We start from the raw sequence: 20,853 nt of genomic DNA, 5'->3' as shown, positions 1-20,853 counted from the left end.
CTATCCCTATTCCGCCTGCACCAGGATCTCGATCCGGCGGTTGGCTGCGTTAAAAGGGTCGGCGGGCAACTTCAGCCGGCGGTCAGCGAAGCCGGAGACCTGGGAGATGCGCGTCTCGTCCAGCCCGCCGCGCACGAGCATGTAGTAGGCGCTCTGGGCGCGGTCCATCGAAAGCCGCCAATTCTCGTTCTGCCCACCCTTGTATTGGCGCCCGTCCGTGTGGCCACGGATGGCGACTGCGCCACCCCTCTCCTTCAGGATCGTCCCGATCTTTTCCATGGCAAGCACCATCTCCTGGCGCGGAACGGCCGAACCGATATTGAACATCGAATCGTCGTTCTGGTCGGAGATGCTGACCAGCAGGCCGCCCTCGGATGCCGTCACTGTCAGGCCTTCGGCAAGCTTGCCGGCAACACCGCTGATCTGCTGCGCGATCTGCGCCTGAAGCTGTTCTGCTTCCTTCTTCTGCTGCTCGGCCCCGACCGCGCCCTTGTCGGCTTCCTTCTGATGATCGGCGTCCCTCTCGGCCTCCGCCGTCTTCTCACCAGGCGCCTTGCTCTCCGTCGCCTTGCCACCCTTGGCCTCGGCGGCACCCTTGGTTTCCTTGGCCTCGGCCGGCTTCTGTTCAGTCGCCAAAGGCGCCGGCTTCACATCCTCGGCGTTGGCGACCTCCGTCGTCTCGCTCTCGCTCGCCTGCTCCTCACTCCTGCCGGGCGGCAAGGATTTTCCCGCCGTTGTCACCTCGACCTGCTTGGTCCAGAAATCCGGATCGAAGGGGTCGCGATAGGCTTCGCCGCCATCGGCACCGGTGGCAGGGCCGGAATCGGCCGCGCCGCCATCGCCCTTGGCGCTGACATTGGCCTGCTGGCCGACCTCTTGTGCGATTTCGGCGAGAACCGAATAGGGATTCTCGAAGAAATCGGCTTCGGAATAATTGGTGTGGTCGCCTGAAGTCGATGTCTGGTCGTCACCATCCGCGGCGGACTTGCCTTCGGTCGGATTTTCTTCCTTCTGCTTCGACTTTTCGTTCTTCTCCTCGCCCTCCGCATCGTCGACAGGCTTCTTCAGGCCTCTCTCGGTCGGCTTTTCGTCGGCAAGCTTGATCGGATTGAAATAGGTCGCGACCGCAGCCTTGGTCTCCTCATTGGCGGCGTTGACCAGCCACATGACCAGGAAGAATGCCATCATCGCCGTCATGAAGTCGGCATAGGCAATTTTCCACGCACCGCCATGGGCACCATCGTGATCACCGCCGCCATGCCGCTTGACGATGATGATCTCGTTCCTGCCGTGGTGATGGTTTTCGCCTTCGCTCATTCGAGAACTTTCTTCAAGCTGGCCGCCCAGGCGGACATACGGGTGACGACGACGGATTCACCAATTTCGACGGAAAGATCGATATCGTCGGCCTCAATGTGCCGAACCGCCGCGACATGGTCGCCGAGTTCGGTTTTCAACATGTCGAAGAGGCTGGTCGGCCCCCTGACGACGATCGGTCCGGCCGCGCCTTCGAGAATCGCATCACGCAGCAAAGCGGCGAGACTTTCGGCAGCCTTGGCCGCAAGCGCTTCCGTCATGACGGGCGCAATGACCATCGCCGCACCGGCGCTGACCAGCTGAGCGACCTCTTCGGCGATATCGCGGACGCGGGATGCAATGACCGCCGCCGCCTCAACTTCATAGCGAAGCTTCAGTTCTTCGAGCTCGCGCGCATGGCCCTCGGCCAGCGCGCGCGCCTCGTTTTCGTATTTCTCGGTCAAATCAGCGGTCGCCGCGGCGTGACCTTCCGCATAGGCTTCGCGACGCTCCGCCTCTACGTCGACCGGCGGTTCGCTGGGCGCCTCCGGAAAGGCATCTCCGGCGAAATCGTCGATGTCGATAATCGGCGCCGATGATTTCGGTTCGCCGAAATCCTTCAAATACCGAGAAAGCGAAATGCTCATAGAAACCATCCAGCATCCGGGAGACGAGCGCCATGCCAACCCCCGTCCAAAAATGACCTTGCGCGCGACACGTCCTTCGCAGCGAACAAGGGCTTGACCTTGCGCCGGCACAAAATACGGACCATGCCTTCTTGCCGGAAACTAGGAATTCAAACTTGCGCGAAGATGAATGGCGCCGTCGTCACCCACATCCGCGCGCGCCCTATTCCAGCAGAATGAGGATCTTGCTTGCGGCCGTGTTAAGGATCGAGATCGCTTCGACGGCCATCTGCTTCTGCGTTTCGATCGCCTTTTGGCGGATCGAAGCCTCGTCCATGTCGGTATCGACGAGCGCGCCGACGCTCTTGTCGATTGAATCGGACAGATCGGCGGTGTAGTCGATCTGATCCTCGATACGCACCTTCATCACCCCGATGGAGGCCGCCGTCGTCGTCAGTGAAGCGAGCAGGGAGTCGGTTACGTCGAGCATATCGACAAGCTGCGCGTCGGTGGTGTTCTTGCCGATCGCGACTTCCATGCCCGTCGCCGGCGTGGTCGAACCGGCGTCCAGAAGATAGTAGTTTCGCGGTCCGACGCCGCTGTTATTGATCGCCTGGGCATCAATCGCCTTGGTGAACAGGCCGCCGCTCGCATTGTTCTTGTCGATCAGGATGGTCTGCGACGACGGGAAGTCGATGCTCTGAGCCTGGTATTCGCCGGTCGAGGCGCGCACGAAGCCGGAGATGACCGACCATGTCGGCGGCGCGGCCTTGTCACTGTTCAGCAACCAGTTTTCCCCTGCAAACGACGTCGATTCGACGACGGTCCGCAACTGCTCCTTATATTCGCTGATCTCGGCGTTGATCTTGTCCTTGTCCGCGCCCGGCTCTCTTGCCGAGACCAGCTTGGCGCGAATTTCGCCTATGAGATCGATCGCCGAATTCATCGCCGTGTAGGTCGCATCCACCTTGGCAGCGCCGAGACCGAGCGCGTCACCGATCGTGCCGAGATTGGTGCTGTCCGAGCGCATGACAGTGGCGACCGACCAGTAGGAGGCATCGTCTGCGGCCGTCTCAATCCGATATCCCGAAGAAACTTGCTGCTGGGTCTGACTGGCTTCTTTGTTGATGCTGCGCAGCACTGCAAGTGCATTCACCGCGGCCGCGCTGGTTATCTTAACGGTCATCGACAGGCTCTCGGAATAAAATGAAGGGGCAGGCCGGACTGCCGGCGGCGACTGAAGTGGCGTCATGCCTCCGGCGAAATTCAACCGGCGCGTCGCAAAAGCAAATCAATTCAAGGCGAAGTTAACTCGATATCAACTTGTTCGGCAAGAGCGGCGGCACAAGCGCGACATGTGGATCAACTCTCAAGGCAAGTTACTGATACCAAACGAAGAACCGCGCCGTTTCGGGCGCGGTCCGGAAGATCTTCGGCTTGCGGCCGAACGGCGGCGCAAGATTCGGTCCAGCTTCAGCGACCGATTTAGCTGCGGAACAGCGTGAGGATGTTTTGCGCGCTGGAGTTGGCGATCGACAGCGACTGGATCGCCAGCTGCTGCTGGGTTTGCAACGCTGTCAGCTTGCTCGATTCCTCTTCCATGTCGGCATCGACGAGGCGGCCGACGCCGGAGTCGATGGAATCACTCAGTGCTCCAACGAAGTTTTCCTGCAGCTCAATGCGGGTGGAAATCGAGCCGAGCTGCGAGGCAGCCTTGGTCATGGCCTCCAGGCCGGCTTCGATGGACGTCAGGGCCATCGAAATTTCAACCGAACCGAAGGTGCTGATGTTCATCGAGTAGATCGAGCCGATCGTACCGGATGATGTGCCGATAATGCCGGAGCTCGTCTCGATCGTGCCGGTGGAGGTCATCCCGAACAGTACGTTGCCCGTGGAGCTCGTGTTCAAGACGTAGTCCGTGGTCTTGACCGAGACATTGCCGTTGCCGTCGCGGACGAAGGTCGACACGACGCTTTTGGTGCCGTCAGCGCCGGCGACCCAGTTCTCGCCGGAGAAGGAAGCCGACTGCGCGATGCTGAGCAGCTGCTGCTGCAACTGGCCGATTTCTTCCTGCACCTTGGTCTTGTCGACGCCCTTTTCGGTTGCGGCGACGATCTTCGCCTTGATCTCGGTGATGACGTCGATGGCACTGTCCATGGCGGAATAAGCGGTGTCGACCTTGGCGGCGCCAAGGCCGAGGGCGTCGGAAACGGCGGAAAGGGCCTTGTTGTCCGAACGCATAGTTGTTGCGATCGACCAATAGGCAGCGTTATCGGCCGCCTTTTCGACACGATAACCGGACGATACCCTGTTCTGGGTGTCTTCGAGGCTGTTGTTGATGCCACGGAGTGTCTGAAGAGCGGCCATTGCCGCGACGTTGGTCAAAATGCTGGTCATGAAATGTTCGCCCCTCGTCGGCAGTTGGAAAAAAGGGACATTCCGGAATGCTACCGGGAACGGGGATCAGCCTCATGCCTGTTAACCGACTTTTAAAATTGGTTAACTCGCCGTCTCGCTGACCTGAGAAAACAGCATTATGGTTAATCAAGAGTTAACGAAAATGAAAAAGCCGCGCTCCATCGAAGCGCGGCTCGAATTCCGGGGTCCGCCGGGCCGGCGGACCGATGTTTCTGCAGATTATTAGCCGCGGAAGAGCGACAGGATGTTCTGCGAAGAGGAGTTCGCGATCGACAGCGACTGGATAGCCAGCTGCTGCTGGGTCTGCAGGGCGCTGAGCTTGGAGGACTCTTCTTCCATGTTGGCGTCGACGAGGCGACCAACACCGGAGTCGATCGAGTCGCTGAGAGCGTTGACGAAGTCTTCCTGGAGGCCGATGCGGGTGGAGATCGAGCCGAGAGCAGCGCCGGCGCTGGTCATGGCCTTCAGAGCCGCCTCAACGTTGGTCAGAGCCGACTGGATCTGGCCGAGGGTGAAGTTGGTGATGCTCATCGAGTAGATCGAGCCGGTCGCACCCGTCGAGGTACCGAGGATACCCGTGGAGGTTTCAACCGCGCCGGCGCTCATGCCGAACAGCACGTTACCAGTGGAGCTGTTGGAGAGTACGTAGTCGGTCATCTTGACAGAAACGGCGTTGGAGCCGTCGCGGACGAAGGTGGAGACGACGCTCTTGGTGCCGTTTGCGCCGGCAACCCAGTTTTCGCCGGAGAAGGAAGCCGACTGAGCGATGCTGAGCAGCTGTGCCTGCAGCTGGCTGATTTCTTCCTGAACCTTGGCCTTGTCAACGCCGTTTTCGGTTGCAGCAACCAGCTTGGCCTTGATGTTGCCGACGACGTCGATGGCGCTGTCCATGGCGGCGTAGGCGGTGTCAACCTTGGCGGCGCCGAGACCGAGAGCGTCGGAAACAGCGGAAAGTGCCTTGTTGTCCGAACGCATGGTCGTTGCGATCGACCAGTAAGCAGCGTTGTCAGAAGCTTTGCCGACGCGGTAGCCGGACGAAACGTGAGCCTGGGTTTCCTGGAGACCCTGGTTGATGCCACGCAGAGTCTGGAGGGCTGCCATTGCAGCGTTATTGGTGTTGATGCTCGTCATAATTGCTTGCCCCTTGTTGGCAGATTTTAAGAAGGGACATTCCGGATTTATGGCCGGCCCACAGCGATCAGCATCATGCCTGTTAACCGTCTTTTTTAAGGTTAACTCGCCGTTTCGATGGGCCTAGAAAACAGCAAGATGGTTAAGGAAAGCTAAATCAGAATCGAAAATAGCGTAAAAATATCTGACACTTAGGAGGTTTGTCATTAACCTTATTTTAAAACATTTCGCGGCCGGGAATGATCCGGCCGCGAAACTTGGAAACCTTGTGCCGACCGCTCTTAGCGGAAGAGCGACAGGATGTTCTGCGAAGAGGAGTTGGCGATCGACAGCGACTGGATCGCCAGCTGCTGCTGGGTCTGCAGAGCGCTGAGCCTGGAGGACTCTTCTTCCATGTTGGCGTCGACGAGGCGACCGACACCGGAGTCGATCGAGTCGCTGAGAGCGTTGACGAAATCGTCCTGGAGGTCGATGCGCTTGGAGAGCGAGCCGAGAGCAGCGCCGGCACTGGTCATGGCCTTCAGAGCCGATTCTACGTTGGTCAGCGCCGTCTGGATCTGGCCTGCGGTGAAGTTGGTGATGCTCATCGAGTAGATCGAGCCGGTCGCACCCGACGAGGTACCGAGGATACCCGTGGAGGTTTCAACCGAGCCTGAGCTCATGCCGAACAGGACGTTGCCCATCGAGGAGCTCGAAAGAACATAATCGGTCGTCTTGATCGAAACCGCATTGGAGCCGTCGCGGACGAAGGAGGATACGACGCTCTTCGTGCCGGCAGCGCCAGCAACCCAGTTTTCGCCGTTGAAGGAAGCCGACTGAGCGATGCTCAGGAGCTGCTGCTGCAGCTGGCCGATTTCTTCCTGAACCTTGGCCTTGTCAACGCCGCTTTCGGTTGCAGCAACCAGCTTGGCCTTGATTTCGGTGACGACGTCAATAGCGCTGTCCATGGCGGTGTAAGCCGTATCGACCTTGGCAGCACCTACGCCGAGAGCGTCGGAAACGGCGGAAAGTGCCTTGTTGTCCGAACGCATGGTCGTTGCGATCGACCAGTAGGCGGCGTTGTCGGAAGCGTTTTCAACGCGATAACCGGAGGAAACGCGGTTCTGCGTCTGGTTGAGGCCCTGGTTGACGCTGCGCAGCGTCTGGAGAGCTGCCTGTGCGGAAGAATTCGTGTTAATGCTTGTCATAAGTCTGTCCCCTGGAAAACTAGATACAAAAAGGAGGACATACCGGACTGTAATACCGGCGATGACGGACCAGCTTCATGCTACTCGGCGCCTGTTTGTTGTGGCCCAAACCCGTCATGTCTGGGGCAATCTCGCAGCCAATGCTTGCCAACTTCTTAAAAATGAAGGCGCTGGGGAAGCCCTCATCTCGCATAGTTAATACCCTATAACAGGGCATAGTTAATGCCGGCCGAACATACTTCCTTGCGTTCAAATCCGGGGCAGACAGCACGATCGGGAAAAGCAACTTCCCGCCAGGCAGAGCTCTCACGCCACCGGTTTCAAGCAAGCTTCGGATGCCAATGTGGCAAGCGCCGGGATAGCATCATCGGACCGATCCGTCCGTTTTCGGTAGGGAAAGCCCGTGCGTGTCGGCGACCACAGTCATGCCAGAACATTTCCTTCATGGAGTTGGATTTTGAACAGCAAAGTTTCGTTCTCTGCGGCATCCAAGGATTACCAGATGGGCCGCTACACACAGTCCTTGGCGACGCTCAACCAACTCATGGATATCCAAAAGGACGCCAAGACCTACGCGCTGCTGGCTAAGAATCTCCTGCAGCTCGGCTTCAAGGCCGACGCGGCGAAAGCCTATGGCCTTGCCGCCGGCTGCGAAAGCCCCAACTCTTACGAATACGCAAAGCAAGCCGCCAAACTGCATTACGAGACCGGCAATGAGGACGACGCACTGCTGATCGCCATGCGAAACCTCGCCAGGGCACAGGAAGATGCGGAGCTCGCCTTTATCATCACCGCAATCTATCTGAAGCGTCAGCAGCGGGATATCATCCGTCCGTTCAAGACGGTACTGTCGCAGAGCGCAAATCCCGATCATATGCGTCTGGCGGCTTTGCTCCTCAGCGACGATCTGAACGATGCAACCAACCAGAGCCTGGCGCGCAACCTCTTCAAACGTTTTCCCGGCAACCTCGCATTCCGTTTCCTCCATCTTGTCTTCGCTCGCGAATTCAATGACTTCGAAGAGGCAGCCAAGCATCAGTCGGTGATAGAGCAAGCCCTTGCAAAGGGCGACCTCGAGATCCTGCGCAAGGACAATCCGTTCTATCATCTGCATTGGTGCGGGAACGAGGATTACAATCGATATGCAACAATCGGCACCTCGCCGCTCAACCAGGAGCGCGTCGCCTTCCGCCGTAACCAGCCGCATAGCTGGTCGGACAAGATCCGGATCGGTTACATGTCATCCGACTTCTGGGATCGCCACGCAACGATGAAGCTCTTGCAGCGCATTCTGGAACTGCATGACAGGGACCGTTTCGACATCACCCTGTTCTGCCACACGGGCCCGGAATACCTGAAGCACAACGATACCGACCGCAGCCGCTGGGGCCGGATCGTCGATATTCACGGCTTCTCAGACCAGGCTGTGTTGGAGACGGTGCGAGAGCATAATATCGACATCATGGTCGACCTGAAAGGCCATACATCCGGCAGCCGCGCGACGGTTTTCAATCTGCCGCTCGCGCCTGTGCATGTCGGCTGGCTCGGCTTTCCGGGCAGCACCGTCAACATCGACCTCGACTACGTGATCGGTGACCATTTTGTCCTGCCCGACGTGGCAAAGCCATTCTACCACGAAAAATTCTGCCGACTTCCAGAGAGCTACCAGCCGAACGATCCGACGTATCGTCCGAAGCCTCGTCCGGTCACGCGAGAACAGCTCGGCCTTCCGGAAGAAGCCTTCATCTTCGCATCCTTCAACGGCAACCGCAAAATCACGCTGGAGACGATCAATAGCTGGTGCCGGATCCTCAAGCGGGCGCCGAACAGCGTTCTCTGGCTGATGGCGAATACGCCGCGCAACCAGGCGAACCTTTTGAAGCAATTCCAGGCGGCAGGCATCTCCGCCAAGCGCATCATCTTCTGCCCGCGCGCGCCCTATGAAGAGCATATCGACCGCCAGCAGGCAGCCGACCTCGGCATCGACACCTTCCCAGTCAACGGCCACACGACCACCTCGGAGCAGCTCTGGGGCGGGTTGCCGGTTCTGACGCTGAAGGGGACGAACTTCGCTTCACGGGTCAGCGAAAGTCTGCTCAGGGCAATCGATCTGCCGCAGCTCGTCGCAACCGATCTGCAGGCCTATGAAGACCTCGCCGTCGAGCTGGCGCAGAACCCCGAGCGGATCGCCGAATACAAGGCGCACCTGAAGGAGATGCGCTACATCGCCCCGCTCTTCGACGCCGAACGCTTCTGCCATCATCTCGAGCAGGCCTACGAAATCATGGCCGAGCGTGCCAAGCAGGGTCTGGCACCCGACCATATCGACATTGCGGCGCTGCCGTCACGCACGGCGCCGTTCGCGGCCGAGTGAGGTTTCGCATCTCAACAAAAACCCGCCGGAGCGATCCGGCGGGTTTTTCGTTGAGGAGTAAATGAGGGCGGCCGGTCAGCTGAACGAGCGCACCAGGCTTCCGACGAGCAGGTTCCAGCCGTCGATCAGCACGAAAAACAGAATCTTGAAAGGCAGCGAGATCGAGGTCGGCGGCAGCATCATCATGCCCATCGCCATGGTAATGGTTGCGACGATCAGGTCGATGACGAGGAACGGCAGCACGACGAGAAAGCCGATCTCGAACCCGCGGCGAATCTCGGAAATCATGAAGGCAGGGATCAGCACGCGGTAATCGATCGGCTCGGCGGTCTGGATATTCTGTCCGCGTTCGCGCGCCAGATCGACGAAGAGCGCCAGATCCTTGTCGCGGGTATTGGCCGCCATGAAGGTGCGGAAGGGTTCGGCAATACGCTGGACCGCCTCGGTCTCGTTGATCTGGTTGGCAAGCAGTGGCTGCACGCCGTTTTGCCACGCCTGATCGAAGGTCGGCGACATGACGTAGAAGGTCATGAACAGCGACAGCGACAGGAGGATCATGTTGGAGGGCGTCGAGGAGAGGCCCATCCCTGAGCGCAGGATCGAGAAGGCGATGACGAAGCGCGGGAAGCTCGTCACCATGATCAGGATGCCCGGCGCGACCGAAAGAACGGTCAGCAGGCCGAAGGTTCGGATGATCCAGGCGGCGACGGAGCCATCGACCGGCACGTTCAACAGGTCAGTCGGCAGCTGCTGTGCCACCGCCAGTTCCGGTGCCGCCATCATGGCGGCAAGGAAAACTATGAATCGAATCATTCGATGACAAAGGTCCTGAACATGACCTTCGATACCCGTCCTTGCGAGCGCAGGTCAACACGTTCCTGAATGTCATCCTTGAGATATTGAAACCCCCGCGGGCCCTCGATCTGCTGGAGGGAAACCGTCCTGACATAGGCGAGGATATCCTGATGAATATCCTCGGAAACCTTGACATCCGGCGGCCCGTTGAAGAGCAGCGCGACTTCGAGTCGGACCCAATTTTCCGAGGGGTAGGCGAGGTTCGAAGTGATCGGCTCGAGCTGGACGACGTTGTTCTCCTCGGTCGAGATGCGCGCCAGGCCTTCTTCCGCCTTCTTCTTGGCCTCGGCCTCCTTGGCCAGCTCGGCATCCTTGGCGCCCTTGATATTAGGCGCAACGATCGTGCCCACCGCCCAGCCGCCGCCGGCGCCGAGCAGGGTCAGGACGACGACGCCGATGATCGTCATCAGCGAACCGGATTTCTTCTTCGAGTGACCTGCGCCTTCGTCTTCGTCTGCCATCGTTGTCGGCCTCAAAGCGGCGAGAAAAGATCGACGGCCTGCTGGCCGCGCGGTGGCTGCTGCACCTCCATCAGGCGGCCGCGACCGCCATAGGAGATGCGGGCTTCGGCGATCTTGTCGTAGGAGATCTGATTGTCGGCGTTGACGTCCTGCGGACGCACGATACCGGCGACATTCAAAATGCGCAGTTCCTGGTTCAGCCGCACTTCTTGCGAGCCCGAGATGACGAGATTGCCGTTTTCAAGAATACCGGTGACAACAGCCGCAACCAGAAGCGTGATCTTGTCGGTGCGCTCGATCTTGCCCTTGCCGTCGGTGCTGGTGTCGGAACCGTAGGTGAGATCGGTCTTGGATTCAGGCGTCCACCCGAAGATCTGAGCGTTGACATCCCAGCTCATGCCGCTCGAATTCGTGCGGCTGCGGTTGGTCTCGTTGTCGAAGGAGGCCTTGTCGTTGATCTGTATGTCCACGGTCAGGATATCGCCGACGTTCAAAGCGCGCGCGTCCTTAAAGAGCGCGGCCTGCGAGTCGCTCCAAAGCGAATAGCCCTGCGCTACGGCGCGCGGCTGCTTCGGATAGAGCGCCATCTGCGGGGTCTGGCCATAGGCAAGGCCGCTGCCGATCGGGCTCATGGCAGGCGCACGGCCGATCTCGCTGACTGCCGTCGGGGACTGGCAGCCCGCAAGGAGTGCGAGGGCGGCGATCGCGGCCGGGAAACGCATGTTCATGAAGGATCCTTCGACGTATTGGGATCGGATGCACTGGCGATGATGCTGGCGATGACGGCGGCTTTCTGCGGGTCCATTTCGTTGAGGATGAGGCTCGACTGACGCGGACCGAGCCGCATGATGACAGCCGAGGCCACTTCGATCTTCATATCCTGCAGCTGGAGCGCCGCCGCATCCGGCTTCATCTTCTTATAGATTTCGGTGAGGCCAGCTTCCGCCTGCTTCAGGAAATCGTCACGCCGCTTCAGCCAGTCCTGATATTCGGCCTTGCGCTTGTCCATCTCCGCCATGCGGGCGTCGATGTCGGCGCGAAGCCTCTCCAGCTCCTGTTTCTGCAGGAGGTAGCGTTGGTCGCGAGCGGGATCGGCGATGTTGGTGCAGAACTGCTTGATCTCGTCCTGGGACGTGATGTCGCCGGCCGGCGCATGTTCCTGTGCAAAGGCGCCGGGGATCGACAGAAGGACGAGGCCGGCTGCCGGCAGCGCCAGCCGCCGCAGCAGTTGCAGGACCGTCATGTCAGGATTGATGATCTTTATCATTGCAGCACAAGCTCCGCCTGCAGGGCGCCCGCCGACTTGATGCCCTGGAGAATGGCGATGATGCCATCCGGTTTCACGCCGATATTGTTGAGGCCGGCGACAAGGGTCCTGAGGTCGGGACCGTCGATGATGGCAACGCGCCCGCCGGTCTGCTCAGCCGCGATATCGGTCTGCGGCTGGACGGCAGTCCGCCCGCGCGAGAAGGGTTCGGGCTGGATGATCTGCGGCGTCTCGGTGACCTGTACCGTCAGAGTGCCGTAGCTGACGGCGACCGGCGAAACGCGGACATCAGAGCCGATGACGATCGTTCCGGTGCGCTCGTTGATAACAACCTTGGCAGGCGTATCGGTTTCGACGATGAGATTCTCGACATCGGCCATGAGCCGGGTGAGATCGGCCGTGCGCGGTTTCTGGATCACGACTTCCTGCGAATCCTTGGCTTCGGCGACCGGGCCGCCGAAGCGCGCGGAGGCATAGCCATTGACGATGTCGGCAATGCGGATCGCCGTTGAGAAGTCAGGATTGCGCAGTTGCAGGACGAGATTGACCGAATCCTTGAAGTGGGACGGCAGTTCGCGTTCGATGATGGCGCCGCCGGGCACGCGACCGGCGGTGGTGACGCCCTCGGTCACCGTCGCCGCCTGGCCCTGCGCCTGAAAGCCGGAGACGATGACGGAGCCCTGGGCGACAGCGTAGATCTGGCCGTCGGCGCCGGAAAGCGAGGTCATGACGAGCGTGCCGCCGCGCAGCGAGGTCGCGTCGCCGAGCGAGCTCACCGTGACGTCGAGACGGCTGCCGGGACTTGCGAAAGGCGGCAGGTTGGCGGTGACCATCACGGCCGCGGTGTTCTTGGCGCTGGACTGGCCGCCCTGTGTCGAGATGCCGAGATTCTGGAGCATCGCCCGCATCGACTGCTCGGTGAAAGGCGAGGAACGGAAGCCGTCGCCGGTTCCCTGCAGACCGACGATGAGACCATACCCGATCAGCTGGTTATCGCGGCCGGCCTGAAGCGAAGCAATATCCTTGATGCGGGACGTCAGCGCCCAAGCGGGCGCCACGTCGGCCAAAATCATGGCGACAACCGCAACACAGGTGACGATACGGAAGAACAATTTCATTTTGCCCTCACATGGATCGTGCCATCCGCAAGCACCGTGCCGCTGACGATGACGCCGGAATCCATATTGCGTGCACGGACCACTTGCCCCGTAGCGCCGTCTTCGAGCGGCGTACCGGCGGCGGAGATCGTCATTGCACCGAGAGAGAAGACCAGGCGGATCGAAGAGCCGCGCGTCACGGTATAGGGTTCGCGCAGGGCTGAAACTGAAATTGTGCGGCCCGGCAGCAGCGTGCGCTTGGAAACCAAACCTTCGACCTGCGAAATCGATTTGGCATAATCACCGGCGAGGTTGGGATTGGTGACCTCAACCTCCTGAAGCTGGCTGCCCGACAATGTGTCGCCGGGGTAGATGATCGTCGTGGGAACGACGGCATAACCCATGCCGGCATTCGCGTCCGCGGGCAAAATAACGCCCGCGAGTGCGATCGTGGCTGCCGCCACCCATCCTGAGATGCGTCCTGCCCGGCAAAACATCATGTTTCGGCCCTCCCTTTACTTCAGGTTCTTGCTGACGATGGAGGCCATTTCATCAGCGGTGGTGATCACCTTCGAATTCATTTCATAAGCACGCTGGGCCGATATCAGCTCGGTGATTTCCTTCACAGGATCGACGTTCGAGGATTCCAAATAGCCCTGCTTCATGAAGCCAAAGCCTTCCTCGTCGGGGTTGCCGACGACGGCCTCGCCCGAGGCCGGCGTTTCCTGGAAGAGATTGTCGCCGATGGGCTGAAGGCCAGCCTCGTTGACGAAATCGGCAAGCGTAAGCTGGCCAAGCACGGTCGGATCGGTCTGGCCCGGCAACTTGGCCGAGACTTCGCCCGAGCGACTGATAGTCAATTGGGTCGAACCCTGCGGGATGGTGATGCCCGGAAGGACTTCATAGCCGTCGATGGTGACGAGCTGCCCCTGGTCATTCTTGTTGAAGGCGCCGGCGCGGGTATAGAGCGTGGTGCCATCGGTCGACTGGATCTGGAAGAAACCCTTGCCGATCAGCGCCACGTCGAGATCGTTGCCGGTCTGAGTGAGCTCGCCCTGGAGGTGCAGATTGCGGACCGCCGAAGTCTGGACGCCGAGGCCGATATTCGCGCCTTCCGGAACGACTGCCTGATTGGCGCGGTTGGCAACGCCCTTTGCTCGTTCGGTCTGGTAGAGAAGGTCGGTGAACTCGGCCCGGGCCCGCTTGAAGCCCGTCGTGTTGATGTTGGCGATGTTGTTCGCGATGACTTCCAGATTGGTCTGCTGGGCATCCATGCCCGTTGCTGCAATGGCGAGCGCTCTCATGTGTTCGTCCTCAAATCAGTTACATCTGCATCCTGGTGACTTCGAGAAAGGCGGTGACGACCTTGTCGCGAATGGCGATCGCGGTCTGCAGCGCCTGCTCGGCCTGGAGCATCGAATCGACGACTTCACGGGTCGTCGCCGTACCCTTGATGCCGGCGAAGGACATGCTTTCGGCACTCTTCAGGCTGTTGACCGTGTCGATCGCCATGCTGCCCATGACCGAGGCGAAGCTCAGGCCGTTGGCCGCACCCGCAGTGCCCGGCATGGTCGTTGCGGAAGAGGAGGCCGAATTTTCGGTGTCGACGGCGCCGAGCGCGCGGGTCATCGAAAGATTGCTGACATTCTGGACGCTTTTGATCATTTATTATTGGCTCTTCAGAAGATCGATCGTGGAGGAGATGAGGTCACGGGTCTGCTTGATGGTCTGCAGGTTGGCGTCGTAGGAGCGATTGGCTTCACGCATGTCGGCCATCTCGACCAGGATGTTGACGTTCGGCAATTTGACGACGCCCTTGGCGTCAGCCGCGGGATTGCTGGGGTCGAATTCGGTGCTGAAATCGCCTTCATCAACGCCGACCTTCTTGACGTTGACGGTCTCGACGCCGCTCGTGCGGTCCATCTGCTGGCCAAAGGTGATCGTCTTGCGGCGATAGGGATCGGCGCCGGGTGTATCGCCGGTCGAGCGGGCATTGGCAATGTTTTCCGAGACGATGCGCAGGCGCGTCGATTGCGCCTCGAGCCCCGAACCGGCGATTTTCATAGCTGCGGAAAGCGGATCCATGACAATTACTTCCTGACGGTCATCAACATCATGCGGTTGAAGGAGCTGATCAGCGAGGTATTGAGCTCGTACTGGCGCTTGATCTCGCCTGACTTGGAGAGTTCCTCTGCCAAACCGACGGTGTTGCCGGATTCCTGGATACCGATCTCCTGGTCGAGTGCGGCCTCCTTGATGTCGATATCGCCGCTGTCGCTGAAATCGTTACCGCTCAGATGCGCCGGATTGGTGCGCGCCATCGTGATGTCGGATCTTTCCAGCACGGCATCGAAGGGTGTGACATCCTTGGCGCGAAACTTCGGGGTATTAGCATTCGCGATATTGCCGGCAACAACCTGCTGACGGATCGTCAGCCATTCCGCCTGTCGCGAAGCCAAGTCGAAAAGTTGGATCGGTTGCATGAGAACTCTCCGTTTTTACTATCCGGAGGCTAGTGCGGTAATCTTGCGTGGGACTTACGGGAATTCGGCCTCCGACACGCGTCGCCGAAGGCCGCCGTAAAAAAGGCTCCTGCCGGTTCGCGGCGGAGCCCCCGTTGTCTTCGGCTTCTGCGAAGGCGTTCAATTGTTCTTGTAGATTTCGCCCCTGGAGGTGATGATCACCCACTTACCATCGCGCTGCTCGATCGTCGCGAGCCGGCTTTCGTCGGGAAGGACCGAGCCGATGCGCACGACATACATGCCCGAAGGATCCTCTATCAGCGCCCGGCCGTTGGACACATGCAGCAGGCGGAAGGATGACTTCCCCGGAAAGGGCTGATCTTCCAGCATGGCGCCGCCATCACGCTCCTTGCCAAGATTGGAGACCGTCGCCGTCGTCAGCTGATCGACCGGCGGAACCTTTTTGGTTGCCTCGTTCTTGTTGGCCATAGCCAGCGGTGACACGCTGAAGACGTTGCGGGCAGGCCAATCCGGCAGCTCACGCGAATCGCTGCTGCTGGCGACGTTGATGCCGAACTTGTCCGCGTTGAAGAAGACGTACCAGGGGAAAAAGGCGGAGGCCCCCGCAAGCGCCAGACCGGCGAAAGTGAGAAACCGATCCAGTGTGGCGGCCTTCCTTCGCTGCTTCAGGGACGCGATGCGTTCGTCGTCGAATTCAGCCACTTCTATCTCCTCTGGATGGATGCGCCCGGATTGCCCATGCCGGCTGCAGCCTTGAGCGCGCCGGCGAGATCGGCAAAGGCGTCGACCGAGTCACGATCGCCGGGAGACTGTTTCAGGACGTCGTAAATGATCGGGACCTGCTTGACCGCCATGTCGAGATCTGGATCAGCGCCCTGGCGGTAACCGCCGATCAGCCGCAGGTCCCTCGTTTCCTCGAAGCGGTGGATCAATACCTTCAATCGCGAAACCAGCTTTTCCTGATCCGGCGTCCACGCCTTGCGGGCAAGACGCGAGATCGAGGCGAGCGGATCGATCGGAGGATAGCGCCCCTCTTCGGCGAGACTGCGCTGTAAGACGATGTGGCCGTCGAGGATGCCGCGCGTCGAATCGGCGATCGGATCGTTGTGGTTGTCGCCATCGACGAGGATCGAGATGATTGCCGTGATCGTGCCGGCGCCCTCGGCGCCAGGACCGGCGCGTTCGAGCAGGCGCGGCAGTTCGGTGAAGACGGAAGCGGGATAACCGCGAGCGATCGGCGGCTCCCCGGAGGCCGTCGCCACCTCACGGATGGCATGGGCGAAACGGGTGACGCTATCGACGACAAAGAGGACGTTCTCGCCCTTGTCGCGGAAATGCTCGGCGACGGTGACAGCCGTCAGCGGCGCCATCTTGCGCAGCATCGGGCTTTCGTCGCTGGTTGCAACGACGGCAATCGCCTTCTTCATATTGCTGCCGAGCGTATCCTCGATGAACTCGCGCACCTCGCGGCCGCGTTCGCCGACGAGCGCGATGACCACCTTGTCGAAGGCGTCGGCGCGGGCGAGCATGGAGAGAAGCGTCGACTTGCCGACGCCGGAGCCTGCGAAGATGCCGAGGCGCTGGCCGAGGCAGAGCGGCGAAAAGATGTCGATTGCGCGCACGCCGGTCTTGAAGCCGGTCCCGACCCGCTGGCGGGTCATCGACGGCGGTGCTGTGTTGGAGATCGAGCGGCGATCGAGGCCCTCGGCGATTGGACCCAGCCCGTCGATCGGCTCACAGAGCGAATTGAGGGTGCGCCCGCACCAGCTATCGGAGGGCGAAATGCGGAAGGCGCCCTTGCGGATGACGGTGTCATGGATGCCGATCGGCTCGCCGGGCTCGATCGGGCAGACGTAGATCAGTTCCGGTTCGACACGAACGACCTCGCCGAGATGGACGCCGGAGGCGGATTTATGAGCGACGAACTCGCCGAGACGAACATGGCGCGAAAGACCGTGGACGGTGTAATGACCGGCCGCAATGGTCTGGACGCGACCGCCATGGGCAACCGCGAATTCCGGCGATGCATATTGCTCGACGAGACCTGCCAGATGCGCCAGCTTCGGGGAAAGGCCGTCCTCGGCCAGTAGCGTGCTGCTCATGCTTCAATCCCGTCCGAAGATCTGTCGCTTTTTCGATGTGCGTTCTTGTGCACGTCGTCCTGCCAAAACCGCGGCAAACTTTCGGGCGACATGCATTAGCGGCTGCCCCCAAGCGTCTGGACGGCCTGCTTGAACGAGTCCTCGCTGTCGCGCATCAGCGACGAAATGCTTTCAAAGGCACGGTTCACCTCAATCAGCTGGGTGATCTCGCGCATGGCATTGACGTTGGAGTTTTCGAGGTATCCCTGCTCGACGCCGATATTGAAGCGGTCGACGACGGCGCGCGGCTGGTCGGTGGTCATGATGCCGCTGTTTTCGTAGCGCAGGTAGCCCTTGCTGATATCGGCCTCGAACAGGCCGAGGGAGCCGACCTGCCGGCCGCTCTGATAAATGATCCCATCGGTGCCGACAGCCGGCTCGCCAGCCTTCGTGTCGAGCTGGATCGGTGCACCGCCGGCATCGAGAACGGGATATCCCCTGACGGAGACGAGTTCGCCGGTTTCCCTGATGGTGAAACGGCCGTCTCTCGTGAGCACACGGCCGGCTGGGGTCTCGAGCGCAAACCAGGCATCACCCTTGACGGCAAAATCCAGCATGTTGCCGGTGTGCTGCAGTTCGCCCGTCTGCTCATTCAGATAGTCGTTGCCCTGGGAAACGAAGGCGACCTTGGTGTTCAGCTTGTTCTTGGTGGCCGCCACCATCTCGTCGAACTTCACCTCGGTTGCGCGAAAACCGGTGGTGTTCACGTTTGCCATGTTGTCCGCGATAGTGCTCAGGCGCTTTTCAAGCGCCATCTGCGACGACAGAGAAACGTAAAGACCGGATTGCATGTCGGTAAGCTCCAAGCATTGGCGATGAACGGAACGAAAAGCCGGGCGTCGTCTGATCTGTTTCGGCCGGAATTTCGCTGAGGCGGCATCTCAGAAACGGGCGCGAGCGCCCATTCGTCTCCTTTAGATTGGCGGCAGATGCTTGCGCGAAACTGGCAGGCTGAAATGCCCTCATGCAGGCCCTTTCATCAGCCTCACGCAAGGCAGGAACCCTATCCGTCTCAAAGAAAAGCAACGTTCAGATTGGGCTGACGATGAACATCATTATCGGATTTATAGTGACTTGCGGCTGCGTCATCGGCGGCTTCATGGCAATGGGCGGCCATGTGGACGCTCTGTTCCAGCCCTTCGAGTTCGTCATCATCGGCGGCGCCGGCATCGGCAGTTTCATCATGGCAAACCCGATGAAGGTGGTGAAGGATTCCGGCAAGGCGCTCGGCGAAGCCTTCAAACATGCCGTGCCGAAAGAACGCAATTACCTCGACACCCTCGGCGTGCTCTATTCGCTAATGCGCGACCTGCGCACCAAGTCCCGAAACGAAATCGAAGCCCACATCGACAATCCGGCCGAATCGACCATCTTCCAGCAGGCCCCGACCGTTCTGAAGAACAAGGAACTGACGGCGTTCATCTGCGACTACGTGCGCCTGATCATCATCGGCAACGCCCGCAGCCACGAAATCGAGGCGCTGATGGACGAAGAGCTCAACACCATCATGCACGACAAGATGAAGCCCTACCACGCGATCCAGATCATGGGCGATTCCTTTCCGGCGATCGGTATCGTCGCGGCGGTTCTCGGCGTCATCAAGGCGATGGCTTCGATCAACGAATCGCCTGAAGTGCTCGGTCACCTGATCGGCTCGGCGCTCGTGGGCACCTTCCTCGGCATCCTCTTGTCCTACTGCCTCTGCTCGCCGCTGGTCTCCCAGATCAAGATCGTGCGCAGCAAGCAGCACCGCCTCTACGTTATCGTCAAGCAGACGCTGCTTGCCTATATGAACGGATCGGTGCCGCAGGTCGCTCTCGAATACGGCCGCAAGACAATTTCGGCCTACGAACGTCCTTCCATCGATGCAGTCGAACAGGAAATGATGAACCCCGGCGGCGAAAACAAGGCGGCTTAAAGACCATGGGCGATGCTTCGCATGACAAACCGGCAATGGATCCTGCCCTTCTCGCCAAACTGACTGGCGGGCTTGGCGACAGAGGCAGAGTCTCGAAGATCTGCAGCTCCTTTGGGGCCGTCTACGCCGAGTTCTTTCCCGATGTCATCAAAAGCGAGACCGGCCTCGACGTGACGGTCAACTATCTCGGCTGCGAAATCGGCTACAAGAACCACCTTATCGACGACCTGAGCGCCAATGTCACGCTGGTCGATGCGGCCTTGCGCAACTGGTCGCAGAACATCACCCTTGCCTGCGGCAACGGTTTCGTCATCACGCTGATGGAGCACCTGCTCGGCGCCACCGCCGATACGATCGATGAACCGGCCGACCGGCTGCTCTCGGTCATCGAGCTCGACCTTGCCGTCATGGTCTTTGACAAGATCGCCAAGGTGCTGCGCTCGGCGGTCAATGCACCTGGCGGATTCGAACCAAGCCTTTCGGTCCCGCATGCGCACGAGATGCGCGCCCGGCCGGCAGAGGACAAGCCGGACGAATTCGCCGCCGCCATCAACATGTCGATCACACTAGCCGGCATCGTCTCGGAATTCTCGCTGATCGTTCCTCAGACGGCACTGCTCAAGACCAAAGTGACGCCGCCGAAGGCGAAGCGCCAGGCCGGCGGCAGCTCGCCGGAATGGACCGAACAGCTCGGCGATCAGGTCCGCCGCTCGCATGTCACACTCGAGGCCAAGATCAGGCTGCAGGACCTGACGTTGCGTACCATATCGAAGCTGATGGTCGGCGACGTGATCCCCTTCCGCGACAGTGGCGACGTACGCGTCGAGGTCAGCGCCAACAGCAAGGAATTGTATATCTGCGAGTTCGGACGTTCCGGCGAAAACTACATGGTCCGGGTCAAGGATACGATGAACTCGGATGACGAACTCATCCGTCATTTGATGAACTAATCTTTTGGGCTGCAAAGGCAGTTTGAGGCAAGTTTCAACTGGAATAGTGATTTCATGGCTACGAAGAAGACACAGCAGGACAGCGACCTCTCCCTGGATATGCCGGGCAGCGAAGCCGATCTCGACCAGGCGATCGACGATCTGCGCGGCGTGCTGAAGAAGGATGCCGATGGCGACCTGTCACAGTTTGGCGGCGACCTGGGAAATGATGGCTTTGCAGCAGGAACGGACCTGGCCGCCTTCGGCGGCGAGATTTCGGATTCCCCTTTCGGCGGCGATGATTTCGGCGGCGACTTCGGCGCTGGCAATGCCAGCCCGGCTGCCGGCATGGATTTCGGCGGCAGCACTTCGTTCGAGACCTCGCCGGCACCGCTCGGCAGCGCACTGACCTCGAACTTCGAGCTGATCATGGACATTCCGATCGATGTCCAGATCATGCTCGGGACCAGCCGGATGCAGGTCTCCGGCCTGATGAATCTCAACGAAGGAGCGACGATCGCTCTTGACAAGAAGATCGGCGAACCCGTCGAGATCATGGTCAACGGCCGCCGGATCGCTCGCGGCGAGATTACGGTGCTTGATAACGACGACACCCGATTCGGCGTAAAACTGATAGAAGTTTTGAGTACGAAAAAAGCCTGATCCCTGT

At 59.9% G+C, this 20,853-nt stretch carries 23 protein-coding genes; 4 read left to right on the top strand and 19 right to left on the bottom strand.

The genetic code is table 11. From position 1 onward, the window contains the following. Positions 1-6: 6 nt before the first annotated feature. The 6 genes from J2J98_RS03350 to J2J98_RS03325 form a co-directional block, all read right to left on the bottom strand. Positions 7-1,317, bottom strand: coding sequence for a MotB family protein (locus J2J98_RS03350; protein ID WP_207602336.1), 1,311 nt, complete (start codon positions 1,315-1,317; stop codon positions 7-9). Further along, positions 1,314-1,943, bottom strand: a complete 630-nt coding sequence (locus J2J98_RS03345; RefSeq protein ID WP_207602335.1) for a hypothetical protein — start codon at positions 1,941-1,943, stop codon at positions 1,314-1,316. Before J2J98_RS03345 ends, J2J98_RS03350 begins: the two co-directional genes overlap by 4 nt. A 202-nt stretch (positions 1,944-2,145) precedes the next feature. Continuing rightward, complete coding sequence (locus J2J98_RS03340; RefSeq protein WP_207602334.1) at positions 2,146-3,108, bottom strand: flagellin N-terminal helical domain-containing protein; 963 nt, start codon at positions 3,106-3,108, stop codon at positions 2,146-2,148. Positions 3,109-3,407: 299 nt separating this feature from the next. Beyond that, entirely contained in the window at positions 3,408-4,319 is a 912-nt protein-coding gene (locus J2J98_RS03335) for a flagellin N-terminal helical domain-containing protein (RefSeq protein ID WP_207240580.1), read from the bottom strand. Between the two features lie 243 nt (positions 4,320-4,562). Further along, positions 4,563-5,471 (bottom strand): flagellin N-terminal helical domain-containing protein, encoded by a 909-nt coding sequence (locus tag J2J98_RS03330; RefSeq protein WP_064709873.1) that lies wholly within the window; start codon positions 5,469-5,471, stop codon positions 4,563-4,565. 281 nt (positions 5,472-5,752) lie between these two features. Continuing rightward, positions 5,753-6,658: a flagellin N-terminal helical domain-containing protein gene (locus J2J98_RS03325; RefSeq protein ID WP_207602333.1), complete on the bottom strand. Its 906-nt coding sequence runs from the start codon at positions 6,656-6,658 to the stop codon at positions 5,753-5,755. A 457-nt stretch (positions 6,659-7,115) separates the two neighbouring features. Here J2J98_RS03325 and J2J98_RS03320 point away from each other — a divergent pair, with 457 nt between their 5' ends. Continuing rightward, entirely contained in the window at positions 7,116-9,032 is a 1,917-nt protein-coding gene (locus J2J98_RS03320; protein WP_207602332.1) for an O-linked N-acetylglucosamine transferase, SPINDLY family protein, read from the top strand. A 75-nt stretch (positions 9,033-9,107) separates the two neighbouring features. On the opposite strand, the gene fliP is transcribed toward J2J98_RS03320, so the two are convergent. The 13 genes from fliP to flgF all read right to left on the bottom strand — a co-directional run bounded on the left by fliP (position 9,108) and on the right by flgF (position 18,127). Beyond that, positions 9,108-9,845 (bottom strand): flagellar type III secretion system pore protein FliP, encoded by a 738-nt coding sequence (gene fliP, locus J2J98_RS03315; protein ID WP_138395525.1) that lies wholly within the window; start codon positions 9,843-9,845, stop codon positions 9,108-9,110. After that, entirely contained in the window at positions 9,842-10,348 is a 507-nt protein-coding gene (locus J2J98_RS03310) for a flagellar basal body-associated FliL family protein (RefSeq protein WP_064709869.1), read from the bottom strand. Before J2J98_RS03310 ends, fliP begins: the two co-directional genes overlap by 4 nt. A gap of 11 nt (positions 10,349-10,359) precedes the next feature. Next, positions 10,360-11,076, bottom strand: a complete 717-nt coding sequence (flgH, locus tag J2J98_RS03305) for a flagellar basal body L-ring protein FlgH (protein ID WP_064681130.1) — start codon at positions 11,074-11,076, stop codon at positions 10,360-10,362. Beyond that, positions 11,073-11,615 (bottom strand): MotE family protein, encoded by a 543-nt coding sequence (locus J2J98_RS03300; RefSeq protein ID WP_138395524.1) that lies wholly within the window; start codon positions 11,613-11,615, stop codon positions 11,073-11,075. Before J2J98_RS03300 ends, flgH begins: the two co-directional genes overlap by 4 nt. Then, a complete protein-coding gene (locus J2J98_RS03295) occupies positions 11,612-12,733 on the bottom strand; it encodes a flagellar basal body P-ring protein FlgI (RefSeq protein ID WP_138395523.1) in 1,122 nt (373 codons plus the stop codon). Before J2J98_RS03295 ends, J2J98_RS03300 begins: the two co-directional genes overlap by 4 nt. Continuing rightward, on the bottom strand, positions 12,730-13,212 hold the full coding sequence (flgA, locus tag J2J98_RS03290) for a flagellar basal body P-ring formation chaperone FlgA (RefSeq protein WP_138395522.1): 483 nt from the start codon (positions 13,210-13,212) through the stop codon (positions 12,730-12,732). The genes J2J98_RS03295 and flgA overlap by 4 nt, the downstream gene beginning before the upstream one ends. A 15-nt stretch (positions 13,213-13,227) precedes the next feature. After that, positions 13,228-14,016 (bottom strand): flagellar basal-body rod protein FlgG, encoded by a 789-nt coding sequence (flgG, locus tag J2J98_RS03285; RefSeq protein WP_064709865.1) that lies wholly within the window; start codon positions 14,014-14,016, stop codon positions 13,228-13,230. A 19-nt stretch (positions 14,017-14,035) separates the two neighbouring features. Beyond that, positions 14,036-14,377 carry a flagellar hook-basal body complex protein FliE gene (gene fliE / locus J2J98_RS03280; protein ID WP_207602331.1) on the bottom strand — a complete coding sequence of 114 codons (342 nt, stop codon included), beginning with the start codon at positions 14,375-14,377 and terminating at the stop codon, positions 14,036-14,038. Between the two features lie 3 nt (positions 14,378-14,380). Then, positions 14,381-14,797: a flagellar basal body rod protein FlgC gene (flgC, locus tag J2J98_RS03275; RefSeq protein WP_064693821.1), complete on the bottom strand. Its 417-nt coding sequence runs from the start codon at positions 14,795-14,797 to the stop codon at positions 14,381-14,383. Positions 14,798-14,802: 5 nt separating this feature from the next. Continuing rightward, positions 14,803-15,195: a flagellar basal body rod protein FlgB gene (flgB, locus tag J2J98_RS03270; protein ID WP_064709863.1), complete on the bottom strand. Its 393-nt coding sequence runs from the start codon at positions 15,193-15,195 to the stop codon at positions 14,803-14,805. A gap of 159 nt (positions 15,196-15,354) precedes the next feature. Then, positions 15,355-15,897, bottom strand: coding sequence for a hypothetical protein (locus tag J2J98_RS03265; protein ID WP_064709862.1), 543 nt, complete (start codon positions 15,895-15,897; stop codon positions 15,355-15,357). A 2-nt stretch (positions 15,898-15,899) separates the two neighbouring features. Next, the gene (fliI, locus tag J2J98_RS03260; RefSeq protein ID WP_207602330.1) at positions 15,900-17,297 is read right to left on the bottom strand and encodes a flagellar protein export ATPase FliI; all 1,398 of its coding nucleotides are present in this window, start codon (positions 17,295-17,297) and stop codon (positions 15,900-15,902) included. A 95-nt stretch (positions 17,298-17,392) separates the two neighbouring features. After that, the gene (gene flgF, locus J2J98_RS03255) at positions 17,393-18,127 is read right to left on the bottom strand and encodes a flagellar basal-body rod protein FlgF (protein ID WP_138395519.1); all 735 of its coding nucleotides are present in this window, start codon (positions 18,125-18,127) and stop codon (positions 17,393-17,395) included. Between the two features lie 254 nt (positions 18,128-18,381). Between flgF and motA the strand changes: the two genes are divergently transcribed. The 3 genes from motA to fliN are packed head-to-tail and all read left to right on the top strand — an operon-like array spanning position 18,382 to position 20,846. Next, positions 18,382-19,254 (top strand): flagellar motor stator protein MotA, encoded by an 873-nt coding sequence (gene motA, locus J2J98_RS03250; RefSeq protein ID WP_064709943.1) that lies wholly within the window; start codon positions 18,382-18,384, stop codon positions 19,252-19,254. Positions 19,255-19,259: 5 nt separating this feature from the next. Further along, a complete protein-coding gene (locus J2J98_RS03245) occupies positions 19,260-20,204 on the top strand; it encodes a FliM/FliN family flagellar motor switch protein (protein ID WP_207602329.1) in 945 nt (314 codons plus the stop codon). Positions 20,205-20,258: 54 nt separating this feature from the next. Then, positions 20,259-20,846, top strand: coding sequence for a flagellar motor switch protein FliN (gene fliN / locus J2J98_RS03240; protein ID WP_064710777.1), 588 nt, complete (start codon positions 20,259-20,261; stop codon positions 20,844-20,846). Positions 20,847-20,853 lie beyond the last annotated feature (7 nt).

Source organism: Rhizobium bangladeshense (assembly GCF_017357245.1).
Lineage (GTDB): Bacteria > Pseudomonadota > Alphaproteobacteria > Rhizobiales > Rhizobiaceae > Rhizobium > Rhizobium bangladeshense.
This window is presented reverse-complemented; position numbering and strand designations above follow the sequence as displayed.